Annotated in this window: 19 protein-coding genes; 14 read left to right on the top strand and 5 right to left on the bottom strand. The window is 58.0% G+C overall.

Annotated features, from left to right (window positions below):
- Nucleotides 1–28: 28 nt before the first annotated feature.
- Complete coding sequence (gene ettA / locus C0U40_RS10205; protein WP_101655669.1) at nt 29–1684, bottom strand: energy-dependent translational throttle protein EttA; 1656 nt, start codon at nt 1682–1684, stop codon at nt 29–31.
- A 201-nt stretch (nt 1685–1885) separates the two neighbouring features.
- Between ettA and C0U40_RS10200 the strand changes: the two genes are divergently transcribed.
- From C0U40_RS10200 to dacB, 3 genes are all read left to right on the top strand, one after another.
- Nucleotides 1886–2251 carry a hypothetical protein gene (locus C0U40_RS10200; RefSeq protein ID WP_145991925.1) on the top strand — a complete coding sequence of 122 codons (366 nt, stop codon included), beginning with the start codon at nt 1886–1888 and terminating at the stop codon, nt 2249–2251.
- The gene (locus tag C0U40_RS10195; protein ID WP_101655667.1) at nt 2248–2901 is read left to right on the top strand and encodes a nicotinate-nucleotide adenylyltransferase; all 654 of its coding nucleotides are present in this window, start codon (nt 2248–2250) and stop codon (nt 2899–2901) included. The genes C0U40_RS10200 and C0U40_RS10195 overlap by 4 nt, the downstream gene beginning before the upstream one ends.
- A 75-nt stretch (nt 2902–2976) precedes the next feature.
- Nucleotides 2977–4476, top strand: a complete 1500-nt coding sequence (gene dacB / locus C0U40_RS10190) for a D-alanyl-D-alanine carboxypeptidase/D-alanyl-D-alanine endopeptidase (protein ID WP_101655666.1) — start codon at nt 2977–2979, stop codon at nt 4474–4476.
- Between the two features lie 35 nt (nt 4477–4511).
- Here the strand turns inward: dacB and rsgA are convergent, their stop codons facing one another.
- Nucleotides 4512–5564, bottom strand: coding sequence for a ribosome small subunit-dependent GTPase A (gene rsgA / locus C0U40_RS10185; protein WP_286134893.1), 1053 nt, complete (start codon nt 5562–5564; stop codon nt 4512–4514).
- Nucleotides 5565–5901: 337 nt separating this feature from the next.
- Here rsgA and hisD point away from each other — a divergent pair, with 337 nt between their 5' ends.
- The 3 genes from hisD (at nt 5902) to C0U40_RS10170 (ending at nt 8494) form a co-directional block, all read left to right on the top strand.
- Nucleotides 5902–7209 carry a histidinol dehydrogenase gene (gene hisD / locus C0U40_RS10180; protein ID WP_101655778.1) on the top strand — a complete coding sequence of 436 codons (1308 nt, stop codon included), beginning with the start codon at nt 5902–5904 and terminating at the stop codon, nt 7207–7209.
- 2 nt (nt 7210–7211) lie between these two features.
- Nucleotides 7212–8198: an alcohol dehydrogenase catalytic domain-containing protein gene (locus C0U40_RS10175; RefSeq protein WP_101655665.1), complete on the top strand. Its 987-nt coding sequence runs from the start codon at nt 7212–7214 to the stop codon at nt 8196–8198.
- A 62-nt stretch (nt 8199–8260) separates the two neighbouring features.
- Entirely contained in the window at nt 8261–8494 is a 234-nt protein-coding gene (locus C0U40_RS10170) for a hypothetical protein (RefSeq protein WP_101655664.1), read from the top strand.
- A gap of 10 nt (nt 8495–8504) precedes the next feature.
- Here the strand turns inward: C0U40_RS10170 and C0U40_RS10165 are convergent, their stop codons facing one another.
- Complete coding sequence (locus tag C0U40_RS10165) at nt 8505–9266, bottom strand: IclR family transcriptional regulator (protein WP_101655663.1); 762 nt, start codon at nt 9264–9266, stop codon at nt 8505–8507.
- 95 nt (nt 9267–9361) lie between these two features.
- Between C0U40_RS10165 and C0U40_RS10160 the strand changes: the two genes are divergently transcribed.
- The 8 genes from C0U40_RS10160 to argE all read left to right on the top strand — a co-directional run bounded on the left by C0U40_RS10160 (nt 9362) and on the right by argE (nt 19179).
- Nucleotides 9362–10963 carry a GMC family oxidoreductase gene (locus C0U40_RS10160; protein ID WP_101655777.1) on the top strand — a complete coding sequence of 534 codons (1602 nt, stop codon included), beginning with the start codon at nt 9362–9364 and terminating at the stop codon, nt 10961–10963.
- 186 nt (nt 10964–11149) lie between these two features.
- The gene (locus tag C0U40_RS10155; RefSeq protein ID WP_101655662.1) at nt 11150–12256 is read left to right on the top strand and encodes a TRAP transporter substrate-binding protein; all 1107 of its coding nucleotides are present in this window, start codon (nt 11150–11152) and stop codon (nt 12254–12256) included.
- Between the two features lie 94 nt (nt 12257–12350).
- A complete protein-coding gene (locus tag C0U40_RS10150) occupies nt 12351–14606 on the top strand; it encodes a TRAP transporter large permease subunit (RefSeq protein ID WP_101655661.1) in 2256 nt (751 codons plus the stop codon).
- An 81-nt stretch (nt 14607–14687) separates the two neighbouring features.
- Nucleotides 14688–15947: an aminotransferase class V-fold PLP-dependent enzyme gene (locus tag C0U40_RS10145; RefSeq protein WP_101655660.1), complete on the top strand. Its 1260-nt coding sequence runs from the start codon at nt 14688–14690 to the stop codon at nt 15945–15947.
- Between the two features lie 80 nt (nt 15948–16027).
- Nucleotides 16028–16570: a VOC family protein gene (locus C0U40_RS10140; protein WP_101655659.1), complete on the top strand. Its 543-nt coding sequence runs from the start codon at nt 16028–16030 to the stop codon at nt 16568–16570.
- Between the two features lie 101 nt (nt 16571–16671).
- Nucleotides 16672–16956 carry a hypothetical protein gene (locus C0U40_RS10135; protein WP_101655658.1) on the top strand — a complete coding sequence of 95 codons (285 nt, stop codon included), beginning with the start codon at nt 16672–16674 and terminating at the stop codon, nt 16954–16956.
- 236 nt (nt 16957–17192) lie between these two features.
- On the top strand, nt 17193–17750 hold the full coding sequence (locus C0U40_RS10130) for a GNAT family N-acetyltransferase (protein ID WP_101655657.1): 558 nt from the start codon (nt 17193–17195) through the stop codon (nt 17748–17750).
- Between the two features lie 274 nt (nt 17751–18024).
- The gene (argE, locus tag C0U40_RS10125) at nt 18025–19179 is read left to right on the top strand and encodes an acetylornithine deacetylase (RefSeq protein WP_101655656.1); all 1155 of its coding nucleotides are present in this window, start codon (nt 18025–18027) and stop codon (nt 19177–19179) included.
- A gap of 4 nt (nt 19180–19183) precedes the next feature.
- Here the strand turns inward: argE and ggt are convergent, their stop codons facing one another.
- Both ggt and C0U40_RS10115 read right to left on the bottom strand, forming a co-directional pair.
- The gene (gene ggt, locus C0U40_RS10120) at nt 19184–20920 is read right to left on the bottom strand and encodes a gamma-glutamyltransferase (protein ID WP_101655655.1); all 1737 of its coding nucleotides are present in this window, start codon (nt 20918–20920) and stop codon (nt 19184–19186) included.
- 114 nt (nt 20921–21034) lie between these two features.
- On the bottom strand, nt 21035–22771 hold the full coding sequence (locus tag C0U40_RS10115) for a BCCT family transporter (protein ID WP_101655654.1): 1737 nt from the start codon (nt 22769–22771) through the stop codon (nt 21035–21037).
- Nucleotides 22772–22989: the final 218 nt, after the last annotated feature.

The raw sequence follows: 22989 nt of genomic DNA, 5'->3' as shown, positions 1-22989 counted from the left end.
GGCTTCAGCCCGACCCATTTTCGTTTTATTACCGTGTGAACTTCTTGTATTTCACGCGGGTTGGTTCCAGAGCATTTGGCCCAAGACGGCGGATTTTGTCTTCTTCGTAATCCGCAAAGTTGCCTTCAAACCATTCCACATGGGCTTCGCCTTCGAACGCAAGAATATGCGTACAAATCCGGTCGAGGAAGAAACGGTCGTGGGAAATCACCACCGCGCAGCCTGCGAAATCGACCAGCGCGTCTTCAAGGGCGCGCAGGGTTTCCACGTCAAGGTCGTTGGTCGGTTCGTCAAGCAGCAGCACGTTGCCGCCTTCGCGCAGCAGTTTGGCCAGATGCACGCGGTTCCGTTCCCCGCCCGAGAGCAGGTTCATCGTCTTTTGCTGGTCGCCACCCTTGAAGTTGAAGGCCGAGCAATAGGCCCGTGCGTTCATTTCCGCATCGCCCAGTTTGATGATGTCCTGACTGTCGGAGATTTCCTCCCAGACGGTTTTCTTGTCATCAAGGTTGTCGCGGGACTGGTCCACGTAGGACAGTTTCACCGTGTCACCATAGGTGACGGTGCCACTGTCGGGCTGTTCCTGACCTGTCAGCATTTTGAACAGGGTGGATTTACCCGCACCGTTGGGGCCGATCACACCAACAATCCCGCCCGGTGGCAGAGAGAAGGACAGGTCTTCCACCAGCAGCTTGTCGCCGTAAGCTTTCGAAAGGTTTTCAACCTCGATCACCTTGCCGCCCAAGCGGGGGCCGTTCGGGATAACGATTTGCGCACGAGTGATTTTCTCGCGCTCGGACTGGTTTGCCAGATCGTTATAGGCGTTGATCCGCGCCTTTTGTTTCGCCTGACGGGCCTTGGCCCCCTGACGGATCCATTCCAGTTCCCGCTCCAGCGTTTTCTGGCGGGTCTTATCATCTTTCGCTTCATGGGCAAGCCGTTTGGCCTTTTGCTCCAGCCAGCTGGAATAGTTGCCTTCATAGGGGATGCCACGGCCACGGTCGAGCTCCAGAATCCAGCCCGTAATATCATCAAGGAAATACCGGTCGTGGGTCACGATCAGAATGGTGCCCTTGTAATCAATCAGGTGCTTTTGCAGCCACGCGATGGTTTCCGCATCAAGGTGGTTGGTCGGTTCGTCAAGCAGCAGCATGTCGGGCGCTTCGATCAGCAGTTTGCACAGCGCCACACGGCGTTTTTCACCGCCCGAAAGATTCGCAACATCCGCGTCATCCGGCGGGCAGCGCAGGGCTTCCATCGCGATGTCGATGCTGGCGTCCAGATTCCACAGGTCCTGTGCGTCGATAATGTCCTGCAACGCGCCCATACGCTCGGCGGTTTCGTCGGAATAGTTCATCGCCAGTTCGTTGTATTCGTCAAGGATCGCCTTTTTCTCGGCCACCGCCAGCATGACGTTCTCGCGGACGTTCAGGCTTTCGTCCAGTTTGGGTTCCTGTGGCAGATAGCCGACTTTGGCACCTTCGGCGGACCAGGCTTCGCCGGTGAAATCCTTGTCCAGACCGGCCATGATTTTCATCAGTGTGGACTTACCCGCGCCGTTGACGCCGACGACGCCGATTTTTACGCCGGGAAGAAAGGACAGGCGGATGTTCTCAAAGCATTTCTTGCCGCCCGGATAGGTCTTGGACACGCCGTCCATGTGGTAAACATATTGGTAGGAAGCCATCTGGTTGCCCTTGTTACTGGTATCTGCAGTTTGGGTGTTCTTACCGAAGCAGGGCTAAAGGGGCAATGGGCGGGGGCGGGCTTTGTGCTGCCTGCGTGCTGTTTCGCTGGAATAGCGTCGCGTTATCCCTTAACCACACGGGCTATGTATAAAGCATTGCATCATATCGCGCGAACAGCAGGTTTTTTGACGGGGATGTGCGTGTTGCCTCTGGCGGCGCAGGCGGAGGAGAAGCGCCGTGTCGATACAGCCATCTGGGATCGTGTGGATACCAAAGCCATTTCAGGGGACCGGATTTTGTTCAAGGGACAGGAGTTGTTGTTGGAAAATCTGACCTGTCCGGATCCAAGCGAAACCGAAGGGCGCGACGCCAAGGCGTTGATGAACACGTTTCTGCGCCGCGCTGGGTATTTCGAATGCGAATTGGTTGAACTGCCCGATAACCGTTTGCGGGGCAGTTGCACCGTGGCTGAACGGCGCGGGCTAAAGGGGAAGAACCTGTCCACTGGCATGGTGCAAAGCGGATTATGCCACGCAGGGGACCGCACGAAGGGCAGTAAGGCGTGACAAAACAGGCGCATTTCCCGCTGGCGACACAGGGCCAGCGTATCGGGCTGCTGGGGGGATCGTTTGATCCGCCCCATCAGGGCCACTTGCATATCTCTCGCTGGGCGTTGAAATCCTTCGGGCTGGATCGTGTTTGGTGGATGGTCAGCCCGGGCAACCCGCTGAAGGCCCGCGGTCCTGCGCCGATGGAACGGCGGCTGGCGGCCTGTCGTGCGCTGGCGGATGATCCGCGTATGATTGTTACAGACATAGAGACCCATCTGGGCACGCGGTACACCGCCGCCACTCTACAAGCACTGCTGCCACGCTATCGCGGGGTACGGTTCGTCTGGCTCATGGGGGCAGACAATCTGGCAGAATTCCATCGCTGGAAGGATTGGGACTGGATTATGGAAACCCTGCCGATCGGCGTTTTGGGGCGACCGGGGGAGCAACTGGCCGCAGGATGTTCTCCGGCGGCGCGGCGTTATCGCAACTACCGGCTTCAGGCCCAGCGCGCCGAAGCGTTGCCGTTTCGCGAGGCACCCTGCTGGTCTCTGCTGACCGGACCCATGGTACGCCAGTCAAGCACACAAATCCGTGCGCGCGGGGACTGGCCCGCATCTGTCGCGCCAGTGGGAGACTCTGGCAAAACACCGCCTGAAAGCTGAGCCGCCACCTTGTCGGGGCGGGCCTGACGCCCTAAGCTTCACGGTGAACAATCCCAGATTAATGTGACCTCGAATATGTTGACCCGTCGTTTCTTCCTCGCTGCCATGCTGGCCTCTGCTGCGATGCCTGCGCTGGCATCGGCTCCGCTGACATCGCCGCGCCCGCATCACCGCCCGCTGCGCGGTGCACAAAAGGTCAAAGCCGCCAGTCCGCGGGTGACGACCGCTGACATTGTTAAGGGGGCAGGGCTCTCTGGCGAGGTCAGCATCCTTGTGGCGGACAGTCAGGGGCGGGTGCTGGAATCCTACACACCTGATAAGGAACTGCCCCCCGCAAGCGTGACAAAATCGGTCACGGCACTTTACGCCTTGCAGCATCTGGGATCGAACCACCGTTTTGCGACCAGCCTGATTGCGACGGGGCCTGTTGCAGGGGGCATCGTTCAGGGCGATGTCATCCTCGCTGGCGGCGGTGACCCCCATCTTGATACCGACGGGCTGGCCAGTCTGGCGAACAAGCTGCGCGCGGCGGGAATTACCGGCGTGTCGGGGCGTTTTCGTGTGTACAGTGGTGCCTTGCCCTATCAGCAGAGCATCGACCCGCAGCAGCCCGATCACGTCGGCTATAATCCGGCGATCTCGGGCCTGAACCTGAATTTCAACCGCGTCTATTTTGAATGGAAACGGCAGGGCAACGGCTATGCCACCTCGATGGATGCGCGGACCAACAAATATCGTCCGGCAGTGCGGGGCATTCGCATGGGGATCGTGAATCGGCAGGGGCCGCTTTTCACCTATAAGAAGTCCACCAAGAACGAGGAATGGACGGTTATGCGGGGTGCGCTGGGTAATGGTGGTGGCCGCTGGTTACCGGTGCGCGAGATCGACGCCTACGTGGGCGAAGTGTTCCGCGGTCTGGCGGCGCAGAAAGGTGTGCGCCTGCCTGAGGCCACCTCGAGCAACCGGCTGGATAATGGCACAGTTGTTGCACAGGAAGTAAGCGCGCCCCTGCAGGCACAGGTGAAGGGGATGCTGAAATATTCTACCAACCTCACCGCCGAGGTGACGGGGCTTGCCACCACGCGCAAACGGGGCAGCGCGGTGCGCAATCTGGCCGGTTCCGCACGGGAGATGACAAACTGGGTGGAAAAGGCATATGGCGTAAACGGAGTGAAATTTGTGGACCATTCCGGTCTTGGCGATGATTCACGTGTGAATGCGGGGCAGATGGTACAAATCCTCGCCCGATCCGGCTGGAACGGGCCGCTGCGCCCGTTGCTCAAGGAAATCAAGCTCGTGAACTCCAAAGGTCGTGCTGCCCCCATCGAAGGGGTGAAAGTGCTGGCAAAAACCGGAACGCTGAATTTTGCCAGTGCGCTTGCAGGCTATATTGATACCCCGAACGGACAGAAGCTCACATTCGCCATCTTTACCGCGGATATGCAGCGGCGTGCCAAGATCAGCCGTGCAGACCGCGAACGGCCCGAAGGCGGGCGGGCTTGGCGCAGGCGCTCCCTGATCATGCAGCAGAAACTCCTGCGGCACTGGGCGTTAGAGTATGGTGTCGGCTCCTGACGTGAACAGGGCGAAGAGCCGCCACCCTGTTCCGGTTACTTGCGGTAGTTTTTCAGCTTTTTTGCCTGACGGATCACCTTGGCCAGTGCCTTGTCAGACGCCCTGCGCCGTTCAAGGGCAGCCGTATTAAGCTGGTCTTCGTCGTACAGCTTGCGCCAGCGTTCCAAACGGGGGGCCTCTATTTCACCGCTTTCAAGAGCACCACGCACCGCACATCCCGGTTCCGTTTCATGGGCGCAGTCGCGGAACTTGCACTGCTGCGTCAACGCGTGAATGTCCGAAAACAAATCCGCTACCCCTGAAGCCGCCTCTGTCAGTTGCAATTCGCGCATGCCCGGCGTGTCGAGCACGGCGCAGCCGTTGGGCACAAAATGCAACTGGCGTCTGGTGGTGGTGTGCCGTCCCTTGGCGTCATCTTCGCGGATCGCCTGTGTTTCAATGTTAAGCGCGTCTGACAGGGCGTTTGTCAGGGTGGATTTCCCGACCCCCGAGGAGCCGAGAAAGGCAACCGTTTTTCCGGCCTTGCACCACGGTGCAAGTTTTTGCGTTGGTTCAGCGCCTCTGGCATCAAGCGTCACCACCGCCACAAGTTCGGAAATCGTATTGGCGGTCTCCACAAAAGATGCCGGATCGTCGCAGAGATCCGCTTTGGTCAGTACGATGACCGGTGTCACCCCCGCTTCAAGTGTCAGGGCAATATAGCGTTCCAGCCGTGCCACGTTGAAATCCTGATTGCAGGAGGTGACAATAAAGGCCGTATCGAGATTTGCCGCGATCAACTGGGCTGACCGGTCATGGCCTGCCGCCCGCCGTTTCACGAGGCTTTTACGGTCCAGCACCGCGCTGGCGCTGGGCAACTCGCTGTCATACAGCAACCAGTCGCCCACCGTGGCCTCGGGGCCGGGGGGGATCAGCGCGTCAATGGTTTCGCCGCGCACCCGCAGGCCGTTGCGGTGCACCTCTGTCACCCGCACGGGCGGTGTCCGTTCCATTTCGTCCACATCGGTTTGCTGGGCAAAGAAGTTCTGCCAGCCAAGCTGTGCAAGTGTCATTTCGGATTGTGTGTCTTGGGAAGGGTCCCGTGTCATTGGATGTCTTTCATGATCTGCACCTGTTCAGGTACGCGGTGCAGGGAAACAGAATAAGATGGAACAGACCGCATCGGATCGCGCCCCGCGCGTTACGGTCATTGAGCGGGAGCGGCCACTGGCTCCCCACCTTAGCAGGACATGAAAACTCCGTTGTTTGGTGTCCGGATTTTAGAAGGCCACAGCTCCCGTGGCAAGCCTGTTGCAAGGGAGGCAGCGGGGAAACGTGCCGGAGGGGAAAGCCAGTTTCGGATTTTCCCAAACTGGGGCAAATTTCTTGATCGGAAGGCGCATTCTGTTCAGACCTGTCGCAGAAGAACTTGTAGGGAGCCGGATCATGGCGCGTGTCTATCTGAAAAAAGCCGAGAAAACTGCCAAGACGGACAGCGCCTCTGTGCAGGATACAGTGCAGAAAATTCTGGACGATATCGAACAGGGCGGCGAAGCAGCAGCGCGGAGCTATGCGGAAAAGTTCGACAGGTACACCGGCCCGTTGTTGCTGGATGCTGAAGCGATTGAACAGGCGGCCGCCAAAGTGCCGCAAAAGCTGAAAGACGATATTGCCTTTGCCCACGAAAACATCCGCAAGTTTGCAGAGGCACAAAAGGGCTCCATGAGCGACTTTGAACTGGAAGTGCGTCCGGGTCTGATCGAGGGGCAAAAGACGATCCCGGTTCGTGCAGCCGGGTGTTACGTGCCGGGGGGGCGCTATTCCCATATAGCCAGCGCGATGATGACCGTCACCACTGCCAAAGTCGCCGGGGTGCAGACGATCACCGCTTGCTCGCCACCGCAGGGGGATGGCGGCATTGCGCCGGCGATCATTTATGCCGCGCATCTGTGCGGCGCGGATCAAATCCTGTCTATGGGCGGCGTGCAGGGTGTGGCTGCGATGACCTTCGGTCTGTTCGGTCTGCCCAAAGCGGATATTATCGTGGGGCCGGGCAACCAGTTTGTCGCCGAAGCAAAACGCATCCTTTTCGGGCGTGTCGGCATCGATATGATCGCAGGTCCAACCGATAGCCTGATCCTTGCAGACGGCACGGCAGATGCGGAAATTGTGGCGGTGGATCTGGTCAGTCAGGCCGAACACGGGTACAATTCTCCGGTCTGGCTTGTCACCGATGATGACACTCTTGCACAGACCGTAATGGCCCGTGTGCCGGAACTGATTGCGGATCTGCCGGAGCTCAACCGCGAGAATGCGACTGCCGCGTGGCGCGATTATGCCGAAGTGATTGTTTGCGCCGATCGCGAAGAAATGGCGGCGACGTCTGATGACTACGCGCCCGAGCATCTGACCGTACAGGCGGCTGACCTCGACTGGTGGCTGGAGCGGCTACAATGTTACGGGTCGTTGTTTCTGGGTGAAGAAACCACCGTGTCCTACGGGGATAAGGCTTCCGGTACAAACCATGTGCTGCCCACTTCGGGATCGGCACGCTATACCGGCGGACTGAGCGTTCACAAATACATGAAGGTCGTCACATGGCAGCGCGCTACGCGGGACGGCGCGAAACATGTGGCCGAAGCCACAGCGCGGATTTCGCGGCTGGAAGGTATGGAAGGCCATGCCCGTGCCGCGGATGTGCGGTTACACAAATACTATCCCGAAGAGACTTTCGATCTGACCGGAACCGCCTGACCATGCGCGCCCTTGTCTATACCGGCCCGGAAACGCTGGAGATGCAGGACAGGGCAGACCTTAAGGCCGGCACAGGAGAGAACCTGATCCGGGTTGACGCGGTAGGCATTTGCGGTTCGGATATGCATGCTTATCTTGGTCATGACGACCGTCGCCCTGCGCCACTCATCCTCGGGCACGAGGCCGCGGGACTGGTAGTCGAGGGGCCTATGGCGGGGCAGCGGGTGGCGGTCAATCCTCTGGTCACATGCGGGAAGTGCAGTTTCTGTCACGAGGGACGGGAGAACCTTTGTGTGGACCGCCAGATCATTTCAATGGAGCCGCGACAGGGCGCTTTTGCACAGCAACTGGTAATGCCAAGCCGCAACCTTGTGCCCGTGCCTGACACTGTCTGCGACGATCACGCGGCTTTGGCCGAGCCGCTGGCCGTGTGCTGGCACGGGGTGCGTTTGGGGCGCAATGCCCTGTTCGGCACGCTGGAACAGGCCCGCTGTCTGGTACAGGGCGGCGGTGCGATCGGGCTTGGCAGTGCCTTGGCGTTACAGGCGATGGGAGCGCGGGACATCACCGTTGCAGAGCCGAACACCAAGCGACACGGTGTGCTGGTTAATGCGGGCGATTTTGCGGTGAGTGATCCTGCTGATGTCTCTGGCAGTTTCGATCTGATCGTGGATTGTGTCGGGATCAGCTATACCCGCCGCGCAGCAAGCAAACTGGCAAAGCCAGGCGGGGTCATCGTGCATATCGGGCTGGGCGATGCTGAAGAGGGGATCGATACACGCCGGATCACCTTGCAGGAAATTACATTCATCGGCACCTATACATATACCGCACAAGATTTCCGTGACACGGCACAGGGTATTTTTGACGGTATTTTCGGAGCGCTCGACTGGGTCGAACATCGCCCTCTTTCAGAAGGTGCTGCAGCTTTTGCAGATATTCTGGCAGGGCAGGTCGCGGCTCCTAAAGTTATCCTTCACCCCCATTGATATTGCACATGGTGTACCTGCGAGGTAAGGCTTCGGGTCTGAGCAACTACAGGGCCCCCGAGATGAGCAAGCAAAACTGGATTACGTTTTTTGAAGTCGGCGGCTCGGTGCTGGCGATGATTTATGCGCTTCTGATCGCCTCCAATACCGGCAACGAGATTTTAGGCTTCTCGCTGCTGCTGGTTTCGGCGCTGCTGTTTGCGGCTTGGGGTTTTATTGACCGGCGCTGGGCGTTTTTTGCCTTGCAGTTCTTTTATGCGGCATCCGCGATAATCGGGTTGATCCGCTGGGCCTGATCTGGCCGCTTCATTCAAAAAGGCTGTCGCGAAGTTTATCCGCCCCGTCCTGAATGATCGACTTCTGGTCAATCGCTTGCGCCACCGTCAGCCGCTGGGACGGGCCGTGAAATGCAAGTGAGGCAATATAGCGTCCGGCAGGGTCCGTTACCGGAACAGCCAGCGCGACCATACCTTCCATAAATTCTCCGTTGTCGATGGCGAACCCCTGTTTGCGGATCTGGGCGAGTTCTTCGAGCAGGGCCGAAGGTGTTGTCAGCGTCGCCTCTGTTAGGGGCTTCAAATCCAATGCGGCGACAAACGCGCGGCGGGCGGCCGGTGGCATCGAGGACATATAGACTTTGCCGCTGGCGGTGCAGTGGAACGGCACATGAGAGCCGACCGGAAGCTGGATACGCAAGGGCCAGTCCGTGTCCACACGGTCCAGATAATGCATCCCGCTTTCCTGTGGCACCACGTAGTTCACTGCCTCGTTCACCCGTTGTGCAATCTGTTCGAGGATCTGGTGGCGGCTGTGGAAATCCCGTGACGATTGCATCAGCCCTGCGCCTAGCTCCATCAACCGACGTGCCGGTTTCATCCGCTTGCCGTCGGTGCAGCGGGTCAGAAAACCTTCCTGTTCCAAGGTCGTGCACAGGCGGTGAACCGTCTGTTTGGGCAGACCAAGCCGGTCATTGATCTGGGTCGGGGTCAGGGGTTCGTCCGCACGCCCCAGTATTTCAAGGATCATTAACGTGCGCAGGTTGGTCGGGATACGGTCCTCGGAAGCCATGTTTTTTCCTTTGCAATGATCTATGAACTCTGTTTAGCTCATTCTTGAGGTTTAACAAGACTATTAGTCTCATTTTTTGTTGGATTGGGGTGATTTTGGATTTCGACTACCTTGTCATCGGGGCTGGTTCCGCAGGATGCGCTGCAGCTGCGCGCCTGTCAGAGGACGGGCGCTTTACGGTCGGTTTGATCGAAGCCGGAGGCAGGGACAGCAATCCGTGGATTCACATTCCGGTCGGATACTTCAAAACCATGGGCAATCCCGGAACCGACTGGATGTATCGTACAGCCCCTGATCCGGGGTTGAACGGACGGGATATTCCTTGGCCTCGCGGTAAGGTTCTGGGCGGCTCGTCCTCTATTAACGGGCTTCTGTATGTACGCGGACAGGCCGAGGACTTTGACGGCTGGCGTCAGCTTGGCAACGAAGGCTGGGGGTGGGAGGATGTGCTTCCCTATTTCAAAAAAGCAGAAAGCTGGAAGGGAGAGCCGAAATCCCCAGACCGCGGAACAAACGGTCCCCTGTCTGTCTCGCCCACACGTCTGACGCGGGATGTGGTGGACTACTGGATGGATGCGGCCGAAGCTGCGGGCTACAAGCGCAACCCCGATTACAATAGCGGCGATCAGGAGGGGGTCGGCTATTTCCAATTAACGCTGGACGGCGGGCGGCGCTGTTCGTCGGCGCGGGCCTACCTGAAGCCTGCAAAAGGGCGCAAGAACCTGCATATCCTGACCCACGCCCAGACCGAGCGGGTGGTGATAGAGCAGGGGCGCGCCACCGGGGTTGTAATTAACCGGAACGGCCAGAGCGAAACTCTGACAGCGCGGCGAGAGGTGATCCTTTGTGCCGGAGCAATCGGCTCACCGCAGATTTTGATGCTGTCGGGGGTCGGCAACAGTGAGGATCTGGCGGAGCAGGGGATCGAAACCGTTTGCCACCTTCCCGGTGTGGGGCAGAACCTGCAAGACCACCTGCAGGCGCGACCCGTTTTCAAAACAACGCTCGGAACCATCAACACAGAGATCAACAACCTGTTCAAGCAGGGGATCATCGGGTTGCAGTACCTGCTGACCCAATCCGGGCCGATGACGATGGCGGCCAGTCTCGGGACAGGTTTTCTGAAAACCGACCCGCGCATGGCGACACCGGACATCCAGTTTCACATCCAGCCGTGGAGCGCGGACAAACCGGCGGACGGACCGCATAAATTCTCCGGTTTCACCGCGTCCGTCCTGCAACTGCGCCCTGAAAGTGCGGGGCATCTGAAGCTGGCCAGCAACAACTTTCGCGACTATCCTGAAATTCACCCGAATTATCTGGCGACAGAGACGGACCAGCGCACCTTGGTCGAAGGTATCGAAATTGCCCGCAAGATCGCGCGGACCAGCCCTCTGGCGGATCATATCTTGAAAGAACATGCACCCGGTGCAGGGGTTGCCTTGGGCGATTACGATGCAACGCTCAACTGGGCGCGGGACACGTCGGTTACGATTTATCACCCGACCGGCACCTGCAAGATGGGCCGTGACAGTCAGGCGGTGGTCGATCCGCAACTAAGGGTGCACGGGGTCGGAAACCTTCGGGTCGCGGATGCCTCTATCATGCCGATTATAACCAGCGGCAATACGAATGCGCCGTGCATAATGATCGGGGAAAAACTGGCTGCAATGGTTCTGGAGGATGCAGGCAGATGATGGAAAACACGTGTGATTTCGGGACTGATGGAAGGGTTTAATTTGAGCAAGGGGCACTACCCCCTTTGCCACAGATAATTCAGCGGATTGGGGAGGATCGAGCGATCATATCCGCATGAATAAGCCGGACCAAACGCCTTCGTGGTTTGGCAATATACTAAGAAGGCTACTTTTTGGGAGGACGTAATGTTCAATTTAAAGACGATTACCAAGGGGGCCGCAGCATCCGTTGTCGGTGCTTCCTTGCTTGTATCATCTGCTTTTGCCGAAACGGTGATCCGCGTACAGACGGTGATCTCGGCCAAGGCGGATGAAGTTGTCATGCTCAAGAACTTCGGGGATGATGTAACCGCTTTGACCAACGGCGAAGTGGTATTCGAAATTCTGCCTGCCGGTTCTGTTGTCGGCGTTGCCGAAACACTGGATGCAGTGGATGCGGGATTGATCGACGGCGGGTTTGCGTGGACGCACTACTGGTCCGGTAAACATCCTGCGGCCATGCTGTTCGGATCTCCGGTGGCGGGGGCGGGTGTTGGCATCGACAACATCGCCTTTGTGTCGTGGTTCCAGTTCGGTGGCGGCAAGGAGCTTTATGACCAGCTCTGGGACGAGATGGGCATGAATGTGAAAGGCTTCATGTTGCAACCTGTCGGCCCCGAGGCGCTCGGCTGGTTCAAAGAGCCGATCACATCTATGGACGATTTCCGCAAATACCGCTTCCGCACACCTCCGGGCATTCCGGGCCAGACCTATAAGGACATTGGCGTTGCCTCTGTTGCGATGGGCGGCGGGGATATTCTGCCCGCGCTGGAAAAAGGTACGATTGATGCCGCAGAATGGTGCTGCCCCAAGCCTGACTCGGTGTTTGGCTTTCAGAAAGTCCTGAAGCACTACTATCTGCAAGGGTTACATCAGGTCGTTGTGAACGCGGATCTTTATCTGAACAAGGATGTCTATGACAGCCTGACACCGCTGCAACAAAAGGCCATCGAAGTTGCTGCGAACGCCTCCCTGTCCAAATCCATGTCTTACCGGATTTACGAAAACGGCAAGGCGCTGAAGGACCTGACAGAAAACCACGGCGTGATCCTGCATGACACTCCGGCGGATTACTTTCCGGCCTATATGAACGCGGCCAAAGCCTCGCTTGAGAAGAACGCGGCGGAGAACGAGTTTTTCGCCAAAGTCTGGCAGTCCCAGAAGGATTTCGCCGCAATTGCGGTACCTTACTGGGCCGGTTCGCAGGCTTCTAATGCCGCGCTCGGCAAGGCGTTTGCTGACTCTGTAAAATAAACTGCTTGGGGCGCGGCCTGCGTCGCGCCCCGAACCGTCTATTTGCAAGCACCCCTGTGCAGGGTGTTTTCATATAATCACGGGGAGATTTTGCATGGCCGAAGAAGTGGAATCAGGCAAGCTGGAGATCACGGACGAGCTGATTGCCGAGCGGAATGACTTTATTCCGGGCCAGACGCCAGAGGATATGACCCCCTGGATGCGCCCGATTGTGGCAGGGATCGACGTATTGAACCTCTGGGTCGGGCGGCTTGCCTGTCTGCTGGTGATCCCGATCATCGCCGTGATGGTGATCGAAGTTGTCAGCCGCAAGCTGTTCCTCGCGCCAACCGATTACTCTTTTGAATACAGCCGGATGCTGGCGGGGGCCATGTTCATGCTCGGTGCCGGTTATGCGCTGATGCGCGGCGTGCACATTCGCGCGGATTTTATCTACCGCAACTGGAGTAAGGAAACCCAGATGACGGTAGACGGGTTGTTGTATCTGGCCTTCTATTTCCCGGCGATGGTGTTTTTTCTGTGGGTGTCGTTCGAATATACCTCAAAGGCGTGGGTGACGTGGGAACGCAGCATGGATACGGCGATGATGGCACCCCTTGCGCCTGCGCGCACGGCAATGCCGCTCTGTGCCTTTTTGTTGCTGTTGCAGGGCATTTCCGAACTGCTGAAAACCCTTTACGAGATGAGCGCAGAGCGCCGCCGGATGTTCCTGATCGCGTTACCCTTCTACATGGTCGGGCTGGCAATTATCTTCCTTGCGACGGTCTATCCGAACATGATCCCCTTGGGGGACTGGTTGCGCGGTGTTGCGGGGGGCTTGGGTGTTGGCGGGCTGTCACAGGAAGGCATCGGTCTGGTGATGATTGCTGTCATGCTGTTTTCAATTTTCGTTGGTTTTCCGATTTCCTTCACCCTGATCTTCCTTGCCTTTGTCTTCGGGGCTTGGGGGTTCAAGGCGAAGATGGCTTTCTATCTGCAAACCTTTCAGTTCAATTCCACAATGCTGGATGAGCAATTGGTGGCGGTGCCGCTGTTTGTGTTCATGGGTATCCTGATGGAGAAAGCCGGTCTGATGGAACGGCTGTTCACGGCGATCCAGTTGATGTTCTCGCGCACGCGGGGAGCCTTGTTTGTGGCGGTTCTGTTCGTGTCGATGATCTTTGCAGCAGCGACAGGCATCGTGGGTGCATCGGTGACGATCCTTGGCATTATGGCGGCGCGCACGATGAATAAATCGGGCTATGACGTGCGCCTTGCAGCAGGGACGATCACGGCGGGGGGGACATTGGGGATCCTGATCCCACCGTCCATCATGCTGGTGGTGATGGGGCCGGTGCTGGAGGTGCCTGTGACGGAACTGTTTCAGGCGGCGATCATTCCGGGGATCATGCTGGCGGTGCTTTACATGCTCTATGCGTTGATCCGCTGCTGGATCAATCCGGACCTTGGTCCGATCCTGCCGGTTGAGGATCAACCCGAAACCTCGCCCTATTACGCGTTGGAGTTTACGTCGGTCTTTGCTTCTCTGGTGGTGATGATCTGGCTGATTACACTGGGCATTCAGGGCAGTTTCGCGGGGCTGTTCCCCTTTGCCGGTCTGATTGTTCCATTGGCGTGGGTTGCGCTGATGTGGGCGGTTTACACTTGGGCGCGCAAGGTCCGGCCGGGCGGGTTTTACTACTCTGATCTCTGGTATGAGTTCTTTATGGGGCTGGTGCCGCCCACAACGCTGATTGCTTTTGCGCTCGGCTCTATCCTAGCGGGCTGGGCCACCCCTGCCGAGGCTGCGGCCTGTGGTGCCTTTGGTGCGCTGCTACTGTCACTGGCCTATAACAAACTGTCATGGGCGAGCTTTTACGACGCGCTGATCAAGACGTTGGAAATCACCGTTCTGATCATGTTCCTTGTGGCGGCCTCCAACTTCTTTGGGGCGGTGTTCAGCCGTCTTGGCACACCCACCATGCTGACCGAACTGCTGCTGGCTTGGGAGCTGGCACCGACGATGATCCTGATCATCATCATGGCGCTGGTCTTCCTTTTGGGGTGGCCGCTGGAATGGGTGCCGATTGTACTGATCATTGTACCGATCCTTGTGCCGACACTGGAGGCGCTGGAGATCAATCTGACATGGTTTGCCATTCTGGTGGCGGTAAACCTGCAAACCGCATGGCTGTCACCGCCGGTGGCGCTGTCAGCCTATTTCCTGAAAGGCGTGGTGCCGGAGTGGGATCTGAAGGACATCTATTTCGGGATGATGCAGTTCATGCTGATCCAGCTTCTGGGGCTGGTGCTGATCTTTACCTTCCCGCAAATTGCCCTCTGGCTGCCGGCCTATTTTGCTGGCCCGTAGAAGCCCCGACACAGGCGAATCCGCTTGCACATGGTTGGCTGTTCCGGTTTGAAATGGCCAACCATAATAAGGAGCCGCGCAATGTTTGCCAAAGAAGGTCTGATCGACGAAATCCGAGGGCGGTTTGCCCATGTGGACAGTTGCCCGTTTCAGGGGCCACGGGTGTTTTTCGAAAACGCAGGCGGGGCGCTGACGTTGAAATCGGCGGTTGAGACAAGCACGTTCTATGCCTCTATCCCTGACAATCAGGGGCGCGATAACGTGGCCAGCGCCGAATTGATGCGCGTCATTGCCAAGGCCAAGGACGATATGCGCGTGTTCTTTAACGCGCCAACAGGTCAGTTCTTTGTGGGCGAAAGCGGCACCGAATTGTTGTTTCGCATGATCCGCACGGCCGTAATTGAAAGCGGCGCGGGCAAGGTTCTGGGCAGCACGCTTGAACATCCCGCCAGCCGCTCTGCCGCGGTGCGCTGGGCGGGGATTGCGGGCAAGGATTACATCTCTGTGCCCCATAACAATGAAACCGGTTCCGTCAGTGCAGAGGATTATGCCCCCCATGTGACGCCCGATACGGTTGTGGCAACCATTCTGCACACCTCTCCGGTGACGGGGATGGCCGTGGATGTAGAGGGCATCGTCAAGGTGATCCGCGCCACGGCACCCGATTGTCTGATCATTGTGGACGGCATCCAGCACGCGGCCCACGGGCGGCTTGATATCGCGGCATACGACGTGGACGGTTATGCGGTCTCCCCCTACAAAGTGTTCTCCCGTCACGGCTACGGCGTGGCTTGGGTGTCGGACCGTCTGGGGGCGATGAACCATGATATGTTGATCAACGGTCAGGCGGAGAACTGGGAATTCGGCACGCGGGACACGGGTGCCTATGCCACGTTTTCCGATGTGGTGGATTACTTTGACTGGCTGGGCGGGCAAATCAGCGACAGCAGCGACCGGCGCGAACGGATCGAAGCGGCAGGCGCTGCGATCCATGCCCATGAGAAAGACCTTACCGACGCGATGCTACACGGGATTGGCAACCTGAAGGGCGTGGCGGAACTGGAGGGTGTGTCCGTGATCGGCGGTGTGGATAACCCACTGCGTGAAGGGCTGGTATCCATAACGGTTGAAGGGATGAGCGGGGCAGATGTTGTCACCGCGTTGAACGCCCAGAACATCCGCACCCACCTGCGCAAGGCGGATCATTATTCGGGCAATGTGCTGGAGCCGCTCGGTCTGGACAGTTGTGTGCGCGTGTCCATGTGCCACTACAACACCGAACAGGAAGTCTCGCAGTTTTTGGCAGCACTGCAAACCGTGGTGGACAGTCGTTCCGCCTGAACGAACAGTGAAATTCGCGGCGAAAAGGTGACACAGAAGGTGCCCCGTTCTACATTCAGATGACAGAACGGAGGCACCCCATGACCCATGTACCAGTCCAAGTCCAAGGCATTCACCACATCACCCTGAACGGCGCGGACCGTCAGACCTCGGTCGATTTCTGGGAGGGCGTGCTGGGGATGCCGCTGATTTTCGAGCAACCCAATCTGGACGCGCCCGAGATCAACCACCTGTATTTTGACACCGGCGACGGGCGCACCCTGACCGTATTCACCGAAGAGGGCCGCCAACCGCCAAGCCAGAAGCTTGCCCAGCAACCCGGTTCCCTGCATCACATCGCCTTCTGGGTCTCCCAAGCCACCATCCGGCTGGCCGAGGACCGTTTGAAAGCAAAAGGATACGGGTCCAGCGGCATTAAGGATCGGGGCTTCATGGACAGCCTTTATTTCCGTGATCCATTGGGCCTGCTGGTGGAACTGGCCAGCTACAAATTTGATCCGCCCCAAGGGAAAACCCACGGCGATGTGCTGAACCTCGCCCATAAGATCCGGCTGGAACGGGACGGTCTGGCGATCGAAACCGCGGATGTGGCGGACGCACTGGCGCGGTTGTCCGAACGCTGAGGCCGCGCAAGGTTTCTGCGTGTCAGGGAAAACGGAATAGTTTGCCCGCCGGAATGAACCATTCCCCTTTGCAGGCGTTGTACCTGCAAAGGAGAACTACCATGGCCGATAAAACCACCGACAGCACACAACCCGAATCCACCGCCGAAACGGAAGGTCTGACAGTTGTGACCCCCGGCGAAGATCGCAACATCCGCAAGGAAGCAGTCGACCGCGACGACCCGCCGGTCGCAGACCTCGCCCGCGAACTCCCACCCGAAATAAAAGAGGCCGTGCGCAGCGAAGGCACTTGGGATGGCGACGCAGGCCGCCACGACGGCGACGACGCGCAGGAAACGTCAGGGGAACTCAGCGGGATAAGGTCTGATCGCAGTCGAGAGGATTGAGGGGGGCGGTAGTGGCTGCGTGATCAGTCTAAATTTTGGCGGGATGGCAATGTCTGCTTCCAGCCCGATGCGGACCCATCTTGGAGCTGCCTTAGCTGGTGCGGCATCTGAAAGGCTGGCGAAAAGCAGACCTTAGCTGCATCATGCATAGAGGTCGGCTGTGCGGACTTTGCCGCCATTCTTGACCGGTACTGGAATGTCTGTACTCGACTCATTTTGGACAGTAGTTGTCAGGAATGACATTCAACATTGCACCTAATCTGTCCATGAGGGTTCTAGGGGAATCGGACGCTGACATCTTGTTTAAAGTTGTCGATGCAAACCGTGATCACTTGCGAGCTTGGCTGCCTTGGCTTGACCGAAACCGTTCGTCGAAAGACTCCCAGGCCTTCATCGAAGGTATCATTGGCCAAGAAGAAGACGGGCTAGGCTTTGCATGCGGTGTTTTCTGGGATGCGAATCTCGTCGGCATGTGTGGCTTCCATGAAATAGATAAGCGAGAACAATCTGTTGTCATCGGATATTGGCTTTCGGAAGGCTATCAAGGGAAAGGCATCGTCTCACAATGCACATCCTTTTTCATTAGCTACGCGTTTAATGAACTGGGACTAGAAAAGGTCTGGATACCAGTTGCAGAGGGCAATACTCGCAGCCGCAGAGTATGTGAGAGGCTGGGTCTCGTTTCAGAAGGAGTATCCAAAAATGCTGAGTGGCTATACGACAGGTGGGTGAACCATGTATGCTATTCTATTCGCCCAGAGCGATGGTATGCCCTTAAGCGAAATCGGTACTGACGACTGCTTGTAAACAAAGGTTTTGCTGTCATTCCTACCAATTGCAGCATCGGTCAAGATGGGCTCGAAGCCAACCTTCGCTGTGACTTGCAGAAAGGGCAGCTGTAGGCCGGGTTTGCAGTCAAGGGCACCCTCACGGCGTCAGTTTGCAAAGCCCGTTTCCTGCGCAGATCTGACGTTCGCACCCCCACCCCCCCACAACCCCTCCCCCCCCATTCCCCCGCTTTTCATTCCTTACCTTTCCGCGTAGCGTCCCGTTCGAAAGGAGCCTTTGATGGAACGCATGGAAAGAACACTGGAGATACTGGAGCGGCTGATTGCTTTTCCGAGTATTTCAAGCGAGAGCAATCGTGATCTGATTGACTGGATTGCCGCCTATCTGGAACCTTATGGCGCACGGTGTCAGATCACCTCGGATACGGACGGCAAGGCGAATATCTTTGCGACTATCGGGCCGGATGTGGATGGCGGGTTGATCTTGTCGGGTCATACGGATGTGGTTCCGGTAGAAGGGCAGGACTGGTCTGCGGACCCTTTTACCCTGCGTGAAAAGGATGGGTTGCTCTACGGGCGTGGGACCTGTGACATGAAGGGGTTTATTGCGGCGGCTCTGGCGCTGGCACCGGAATTTGCCGCCGCTGATCTGGCGCGGCCCGTGCATTATGCCTTCACCTATGACGAGGAAATCGGCTGTCTCGGCGCACGGGTTCTGGTGGACGAGATGGTTAAGGCGGGGCTGAAACCTTCGGCTGCGATCATCGGGGAACCAACGTCCATGCGGATCATCGAAGGGCATAAGGGCTGTTGCGAATACACCACTGAATTCACCGGCGTTGAGGGCCATTCGAGCCTGCCGGATCTGGGGGTAAACGCGCTTGAATACGCCACGCGCTATGTGACCAAGCTGATGGAAATCCGGCAGGACCTGCCCGCCCGCGCGCCTGAAGGCTCCCGTTTTGATCCGCCCCATACCACCTTGCAGATTTGCGAGTTGCACTCTGGCGTGGCCCATAACGTGATCCCGAACAAGGCGGCGGTGGGCTGGGAAATGCGGCCCATCCAGCAAAGCGACCGCGATTACGTGCGCGACCGCATCGAGAGCTTTACCCGCGACGTGCTGCTGCCCGAGATGAAGGCGAAAAACCCAGTGGCCAACATCGAAGAAATCTTTGCGAGCGAGGTCGCAGGGCTGGAACCGGACCCCGACAGCGAGGCGGTTGCCATCGTGCGCGCCCTTACAGGGGGTAATGAAACCGAAGTGGTGTCATTCGGCACCGAGGCTGGATTGTTCCAGCAGGGCGGCGTCAGCGCGGTGATCTGCGGGCCGGGTTCGATCGAACAGGCCCATAAGCCGGATGAATACGTCAGCCGCGACCAGCTTGCCGCCTGTCTGGAGATGCTGGGGCGGGTTGCAGGTCAGCTCCGCTAGCGGGTTAATGCCCGATTGCGATGCCCTCACGGCGGGGATCGGCCCCGCCTGTCAGGGTGTCTGCGATGCTGATCCCGTGCAGGCCCGAGGTGATCGCGCCACGTTTAACCTCAAACCCCATGACTTGCAGCGGTTCGGTCAGCGCCTCGGTTTCGGGGCGGTCCTCAATTTCATAAGTGCCGAAACGGTTCACAAGGCGCGGCATGGAAATCGCGCTCTGGATGTCCATGCCCCAGTCCAGCACTGCAACAATGGTTTGCGCGGTGAAGCCGATGATCCGGCTGCCTCCGGGGGAGCCGATGACCAGCACGGGTGCCCCGTCTTTCAGCACGATTGTAGGCGACATGGAAGAACGGGGGCGCTTGCCCGGTGCCACACGGTTTGCAATGGGAACGCCGTCTTTGTGGGTAGCGAAAGAGAAATCCGTGAGTTCGTTGTTCAGGATAAATCCACCAACCATAAGCCGCGAGCCAAAGCGGTTTTCCACAGTCGTCGTCATCGAGAGCGCGTTGCCATAGCTGTCCACGATGGAAAAATGGCTGGTTGAGGGCAGTTCGATAGATTGGTCATCCGCACGGTTCCACCCGTGATCGAAGGTCGGATCGCCCGCCGCTATGTCGTCCAGCGCTGTATGGCGGTCCAGCAGTTGTGCGCGGGCGCGGGTGTAAGCGGGATCAAGCAGGCCCTTGACCGGAACAGGAACAAAATCACTGTCCGCCATGTATCGGCCACGGTCCGCAAAGGCGAGACGGGAGGCATCCCCGATCAGCCGCCAGCTTTCCGGCGAGTCCGCGCCAAGTGCGGGCAGGTCGTAGGGTTCCAGCAGTTGCAGGATCTGCCCGACCGTCAGGCCGCCGGATGAAGGCGGACCCATGCCGCAGACTTCGTACCCGCGGTAGGCGGCGCAGACGGGGGCGCGTTCCTTTACGCGGTAGATCGCCAGATCCACCAGAGACAACACCCCCGGATTACCTGTCGCGCCTCGCACGGTTGCCACGATTTCCTGTGCCAGCGGGCCTGTGTAAAACACGTCCGCCCCGCGATCTGCCATTGCCTCCAGCGTGGCGGCATAGGCCGGGTTTTTCAGTCTGTCGCCGCTGCGCAGCGGCGTGCCGTTCGGTAAGAAATAGTCGCGGGTTTTCTGCCACCGGCCCAGACGCTCGGGATCGGCGGCGACAGAGTCTGCCAGTCGGGGTGAGACAGTAAAGCCTTCTCTGGCAAGTCTGGCCGCAGGAGCCAGAAGTTCGGCCCAAGGACGGTTGCCCCAGCGCTTGTGGGCGGCTTCCATCAGGGCAGGGGTTGCGGGAACCCCGACAGAACGTCCGCCAACCACCGCATCAAAGAATTTTAAAGGCGTGCCGGTTTCATCCTGAAACAGGGTCGGAGTGGCGGCGAGGGGCGCCGCCTCGCGCCCGTCGAGCGTGGTGACTTTGCCGCTGGCCTTGTCATACCAGACCAGAAACGCACCGCCCCCCAAACCGGAGGATTGCGGCTCTACCAGCCCCAGCACCGCCTGAACCGCCACCATCGCATCAGCGGCTGTGCCGCCCGCACGCAGCACGGCGGCGCCAGCTTCCGCAGCGTGGGGATTGGCTGCGCTGATCATCCAGGTATCCGCGGTTACCGATTGCCCCGCATCACGCTGTTCCAGCGCGGCGCGGGCTGTATCAGACCAGTCTTGCGCTGTCAGTGGCGTTGCACAAAGTATCAGAGCGGTCGTGATTTTTCTGAACAGGGTCATTGCATGTCTCCGTGGGGTTCTCCCCACGATACGCGGCCGCCTCATCCGCGCAACCCCCATAAAAAAGCAGCGCCGGAGGGTCCGGCGCTGCGTGTTTTTTTAAACGTGGTGGCGTTACTCTGCCGGATTGATCCGGTTTTTAATCGCCTTCCGTTCTGATCGCAGGCCCATAAAGATACAGACACAAAGCAGCAGAAGAACTGCAGCAAAGGGCAGGCCGGTCGAAATCACCATGGATTGCAGGGACGACAGGCCACCTACAGAAAGCAGCAGGACAATGGCAACCGCGCCTTCAAAGGTACACCAGAACACACGCTGTGGCAGCGGTGCATCTACCTTGCCGCCTGCGGTGATCGTGTCGATCACCAGCGAGCCGGAGTCAGAGGAAGTGACAAAGAAGACGATGACCAGAAGGATCCCCACAAAAGAGGTGATGGAGGCCAGTGGCAACGCGTCCAGCATCCCGAACAGTTTCAGTTCCAGCGGTGCGTTAACTACGGCTTCATAACCGTCCTGAACGAATTGCTGGATCGCTGTGCCGCCAAAGACGCTCATCCACAGAACGCAGACCAGCGACGGGATCAACAGCACACAGATCATGAATTCGCGCACTGTGCGGCCACGGGAGACGCGGGCGATGAACATGCCAACGAAAGGGGACCAGCTGATCCACCAAGCCCAGTAAAAGGCTGTCCAGCCCTGTACAAAGTTCGTGTCTTCCCGACCGAAAGGCATCGCCAGTCTTGGCAGATACTCGAAATAGGCACCAAGGGCACTAAAGAAGCCCTTGAAAATATCCAGAGTCGGACCCACGATCAGCACAAACAGCACCAGCAGGATCGCCAGAACCATATTGATCTCGGACAGGACTTTGACGCCGCCGTCCAGACCGCGGATGACCGAAACAAGCGCGATAGCCGTAATTGCAACGATCAGCAGGATCAGCAGGCCACCGGAGTTTTCCACGCCGCTGTCGGCGGTGTTACCAAATGGCATCCCAAGCAGGCTGCGTGTACCTTCTTCGGCAACGCCGCTGCCAAACAGCAGGGTCAGACCGTTTGCAGCCTGTGTCGCGCCGAGCCCCAACGAAGTTGCAAGACCAAACAATGTGGCAAACACCGCAAGGATATCGATAATATGACCGGTCCAGCCCCAAACCCGTTCCCCGAAGATCGGGTAAAACGCAGAGCGGATCGAGAGCGGCAAACCTTTGTTGTAGGAAAACAAGGCCAGCGCCAGTGCAACAACCGCGTACATGGCCCAAGGGTGCAGTCCCCAGTGATAAATTGTGGCGGCCATACCAAGGCGGATGGCTTCTGCCTGATCGCCTTCAGCGCCGTTTAGTGGTGCCCAGTCGGTGCGCAGCCCGTTCTCCATTGATGTACCGCCAAAGGAACTGGAAAAATGGCTCATCGGTTCGGACACGCCGTAGAACATCAGGCCAATGCCCATACCGGCGGCAAACAGCATGGCGAACCAGCCGAGATAACCGTAATCCGGTTTCGCATCCGCTCCGCCCAGCCGGACCGACCCTACAGGCAGGACAATAAGTGCGAGGCAGAACAGCACAAAGATGTTCCCCGCTGAGAGGAAGAACCAGTCAAAGTTCTTAGTCACAACGTTAAACATGGTTTTAAACATGGTTCCGGCCTGATCGGGGAGCGCCAGTGTGAAAATCACAAAAGCAATCACTGCAATGCCCGAGATCGCAAAGACAGGATTGTGGATATCAAAACCGATCCGTCCGATACTTCCGTCTACGTTATTTTCACCGATCTCGTGGTCGGTTTCGATGGGAAGGTGGTATCCGTCCGGATCCGGTATTCCCTGATCGTTATTTACATCCGTCATCGGATTCTCCTTGGTAAGTATTGTCGTAGCAAAAGCGAAAAAACGCCGAGGTTCTGGCAGGGAACCGCAGCGCAAACGCTTAAAAACGACTAAACATGAGCCACTGGTGACTATCAAAGCGGCAGAAAAGGTACAACCGCCCGCTCTGAACATGGCGGCAGGCGGTATAGTGCACTGTGACGTTTATGTACTATTGCAATTCAAGAACCGTTCATGTG

Source organism: Neptunicoccus cionae (genome assembly GCF_002860325.1).
Classification (GTDB): Bacteria; Pseudomonadota; Alphaproteobacteria; order Rhodobacterales; family Rhodobacteraceae; genus Amylibacter; species Amylibacter lutimaris.
Note: the sequence above shows the minus strand (reverse complement) of the source record. Positions and strands in the feature narration are given on the sequence as shown.

Excerpts from the sequence above, each read along its gene's own strand:
- argE (WP_101655656.1), top strand. The coding sequence starts at position 18,025 with ATGGAACGCATGGAAAGAACACTGGAGATACTGGAGCGGCTGATTGCT.
- C0U40_RS10175 (WP_101655665.1), top strand. The coding sequence starts at position 7,212 with ATGCGCGCCCTTGTCTATACCGGCCCGGAAACGCTGGAGATGCAGGAC.
- ettA (WP_101655669.1), bottom strand. The coding sequence starts at position 1,684 with ATGGCTTCCTACCAATATGTTTACCACATGGACGGCGTGTCCAAGACC.
- C0U40_RS10170 (WP_101655664.1), top strand. The coding sequence starts at position 8,261 with ATGAGCAAGCAAAACTGGATTACGTTTTTTGAAGTCGGCGGCTCGGTG.
- C0U40_RS10165 (WP_101655663.1), bottom strand. The coding sequence starts at position 9,266 with ATGGCTTCCGAGGACCGTATCCCGACCAACCTGCGCACGTTAATGATC.
- C0U40_RS10135 (WP_101655658.1), top strand. The coding sequence starts at position 16,672 with ATGGCCGATAAAACCACCGACAGCACACAACCCGAATCCACCGCCGAA.
- C0U40_RS10155 (WP_101655662.1), top strand. The coding sequence starts at position 11,150 with ATGTTCAATTTAAAGACGATTACCAAGGGGGCCGCAGCATCCGTTGTC.
- C0U40_RS10145 (WP_101655660.1), top strand. The coding sequence starts at position 14,688 with ATGTTTGCCAAAGAAGGTCTGATCGACGAAATCCGAGGGCGGTTTGCC.
- C0U40_RS10115 (WP_101655654.1), bottom strand. The coding sequence starts at position 22,771 with ATGACGGATGTAAATAACGATCAGGGAATACCGGATCCGGACGGATAC.
- rsgA (WP_286134893.1), bottom strand. The coding sequence starts at position 5,564 with ATGACACGGGACCCTTCCCAAGACACACAATCCGAAATGACACTTGCA.
- C0U40_RS10150 (WP_101655661.1), top strand. The coding sequence starts at position 12,351 with ATGGCCGAAGAAGTGGAATCAGGCAAGCTGGAGATCACGGACGAGCTG.
- ggt (WP_101655655.1), bottom strand. The coding sequence starts at position 20,920 with ATGACCCTGTTCAGAAAAATCACGACCGCTCTGATACTTTGTGCAACG.
- hisD (WP_101655778.1), top strand. The coding sequence starts at position 5,902 with ATGGCGCGTGTCTATCTGAAAAAAGCCGAGAAAACTGCCAAGACGGAC.
- C0U40_RS10130 (WP_101655657.1), top strand. The coding sequence starts at position 17,193 with ATGACATTCAACATTGCACCTAATCTGTCCATGAGGGTTCTAGGGGAA.
- dacB (WP_101655666.1), top strand. The coding sequence starts at position 2,977 with ATGTTGACCCGTCGTTTCTTCCTCGCTGCCATGCTGGCCTCTGCTGCG.
- C0U40_RS10140 (WP_101655659.1), top strand. The coding sequence starts at position 16,028 with ATGACCCATGTACCAGTCCAAGTCCAAGGCATTCACCACATCACCCTG.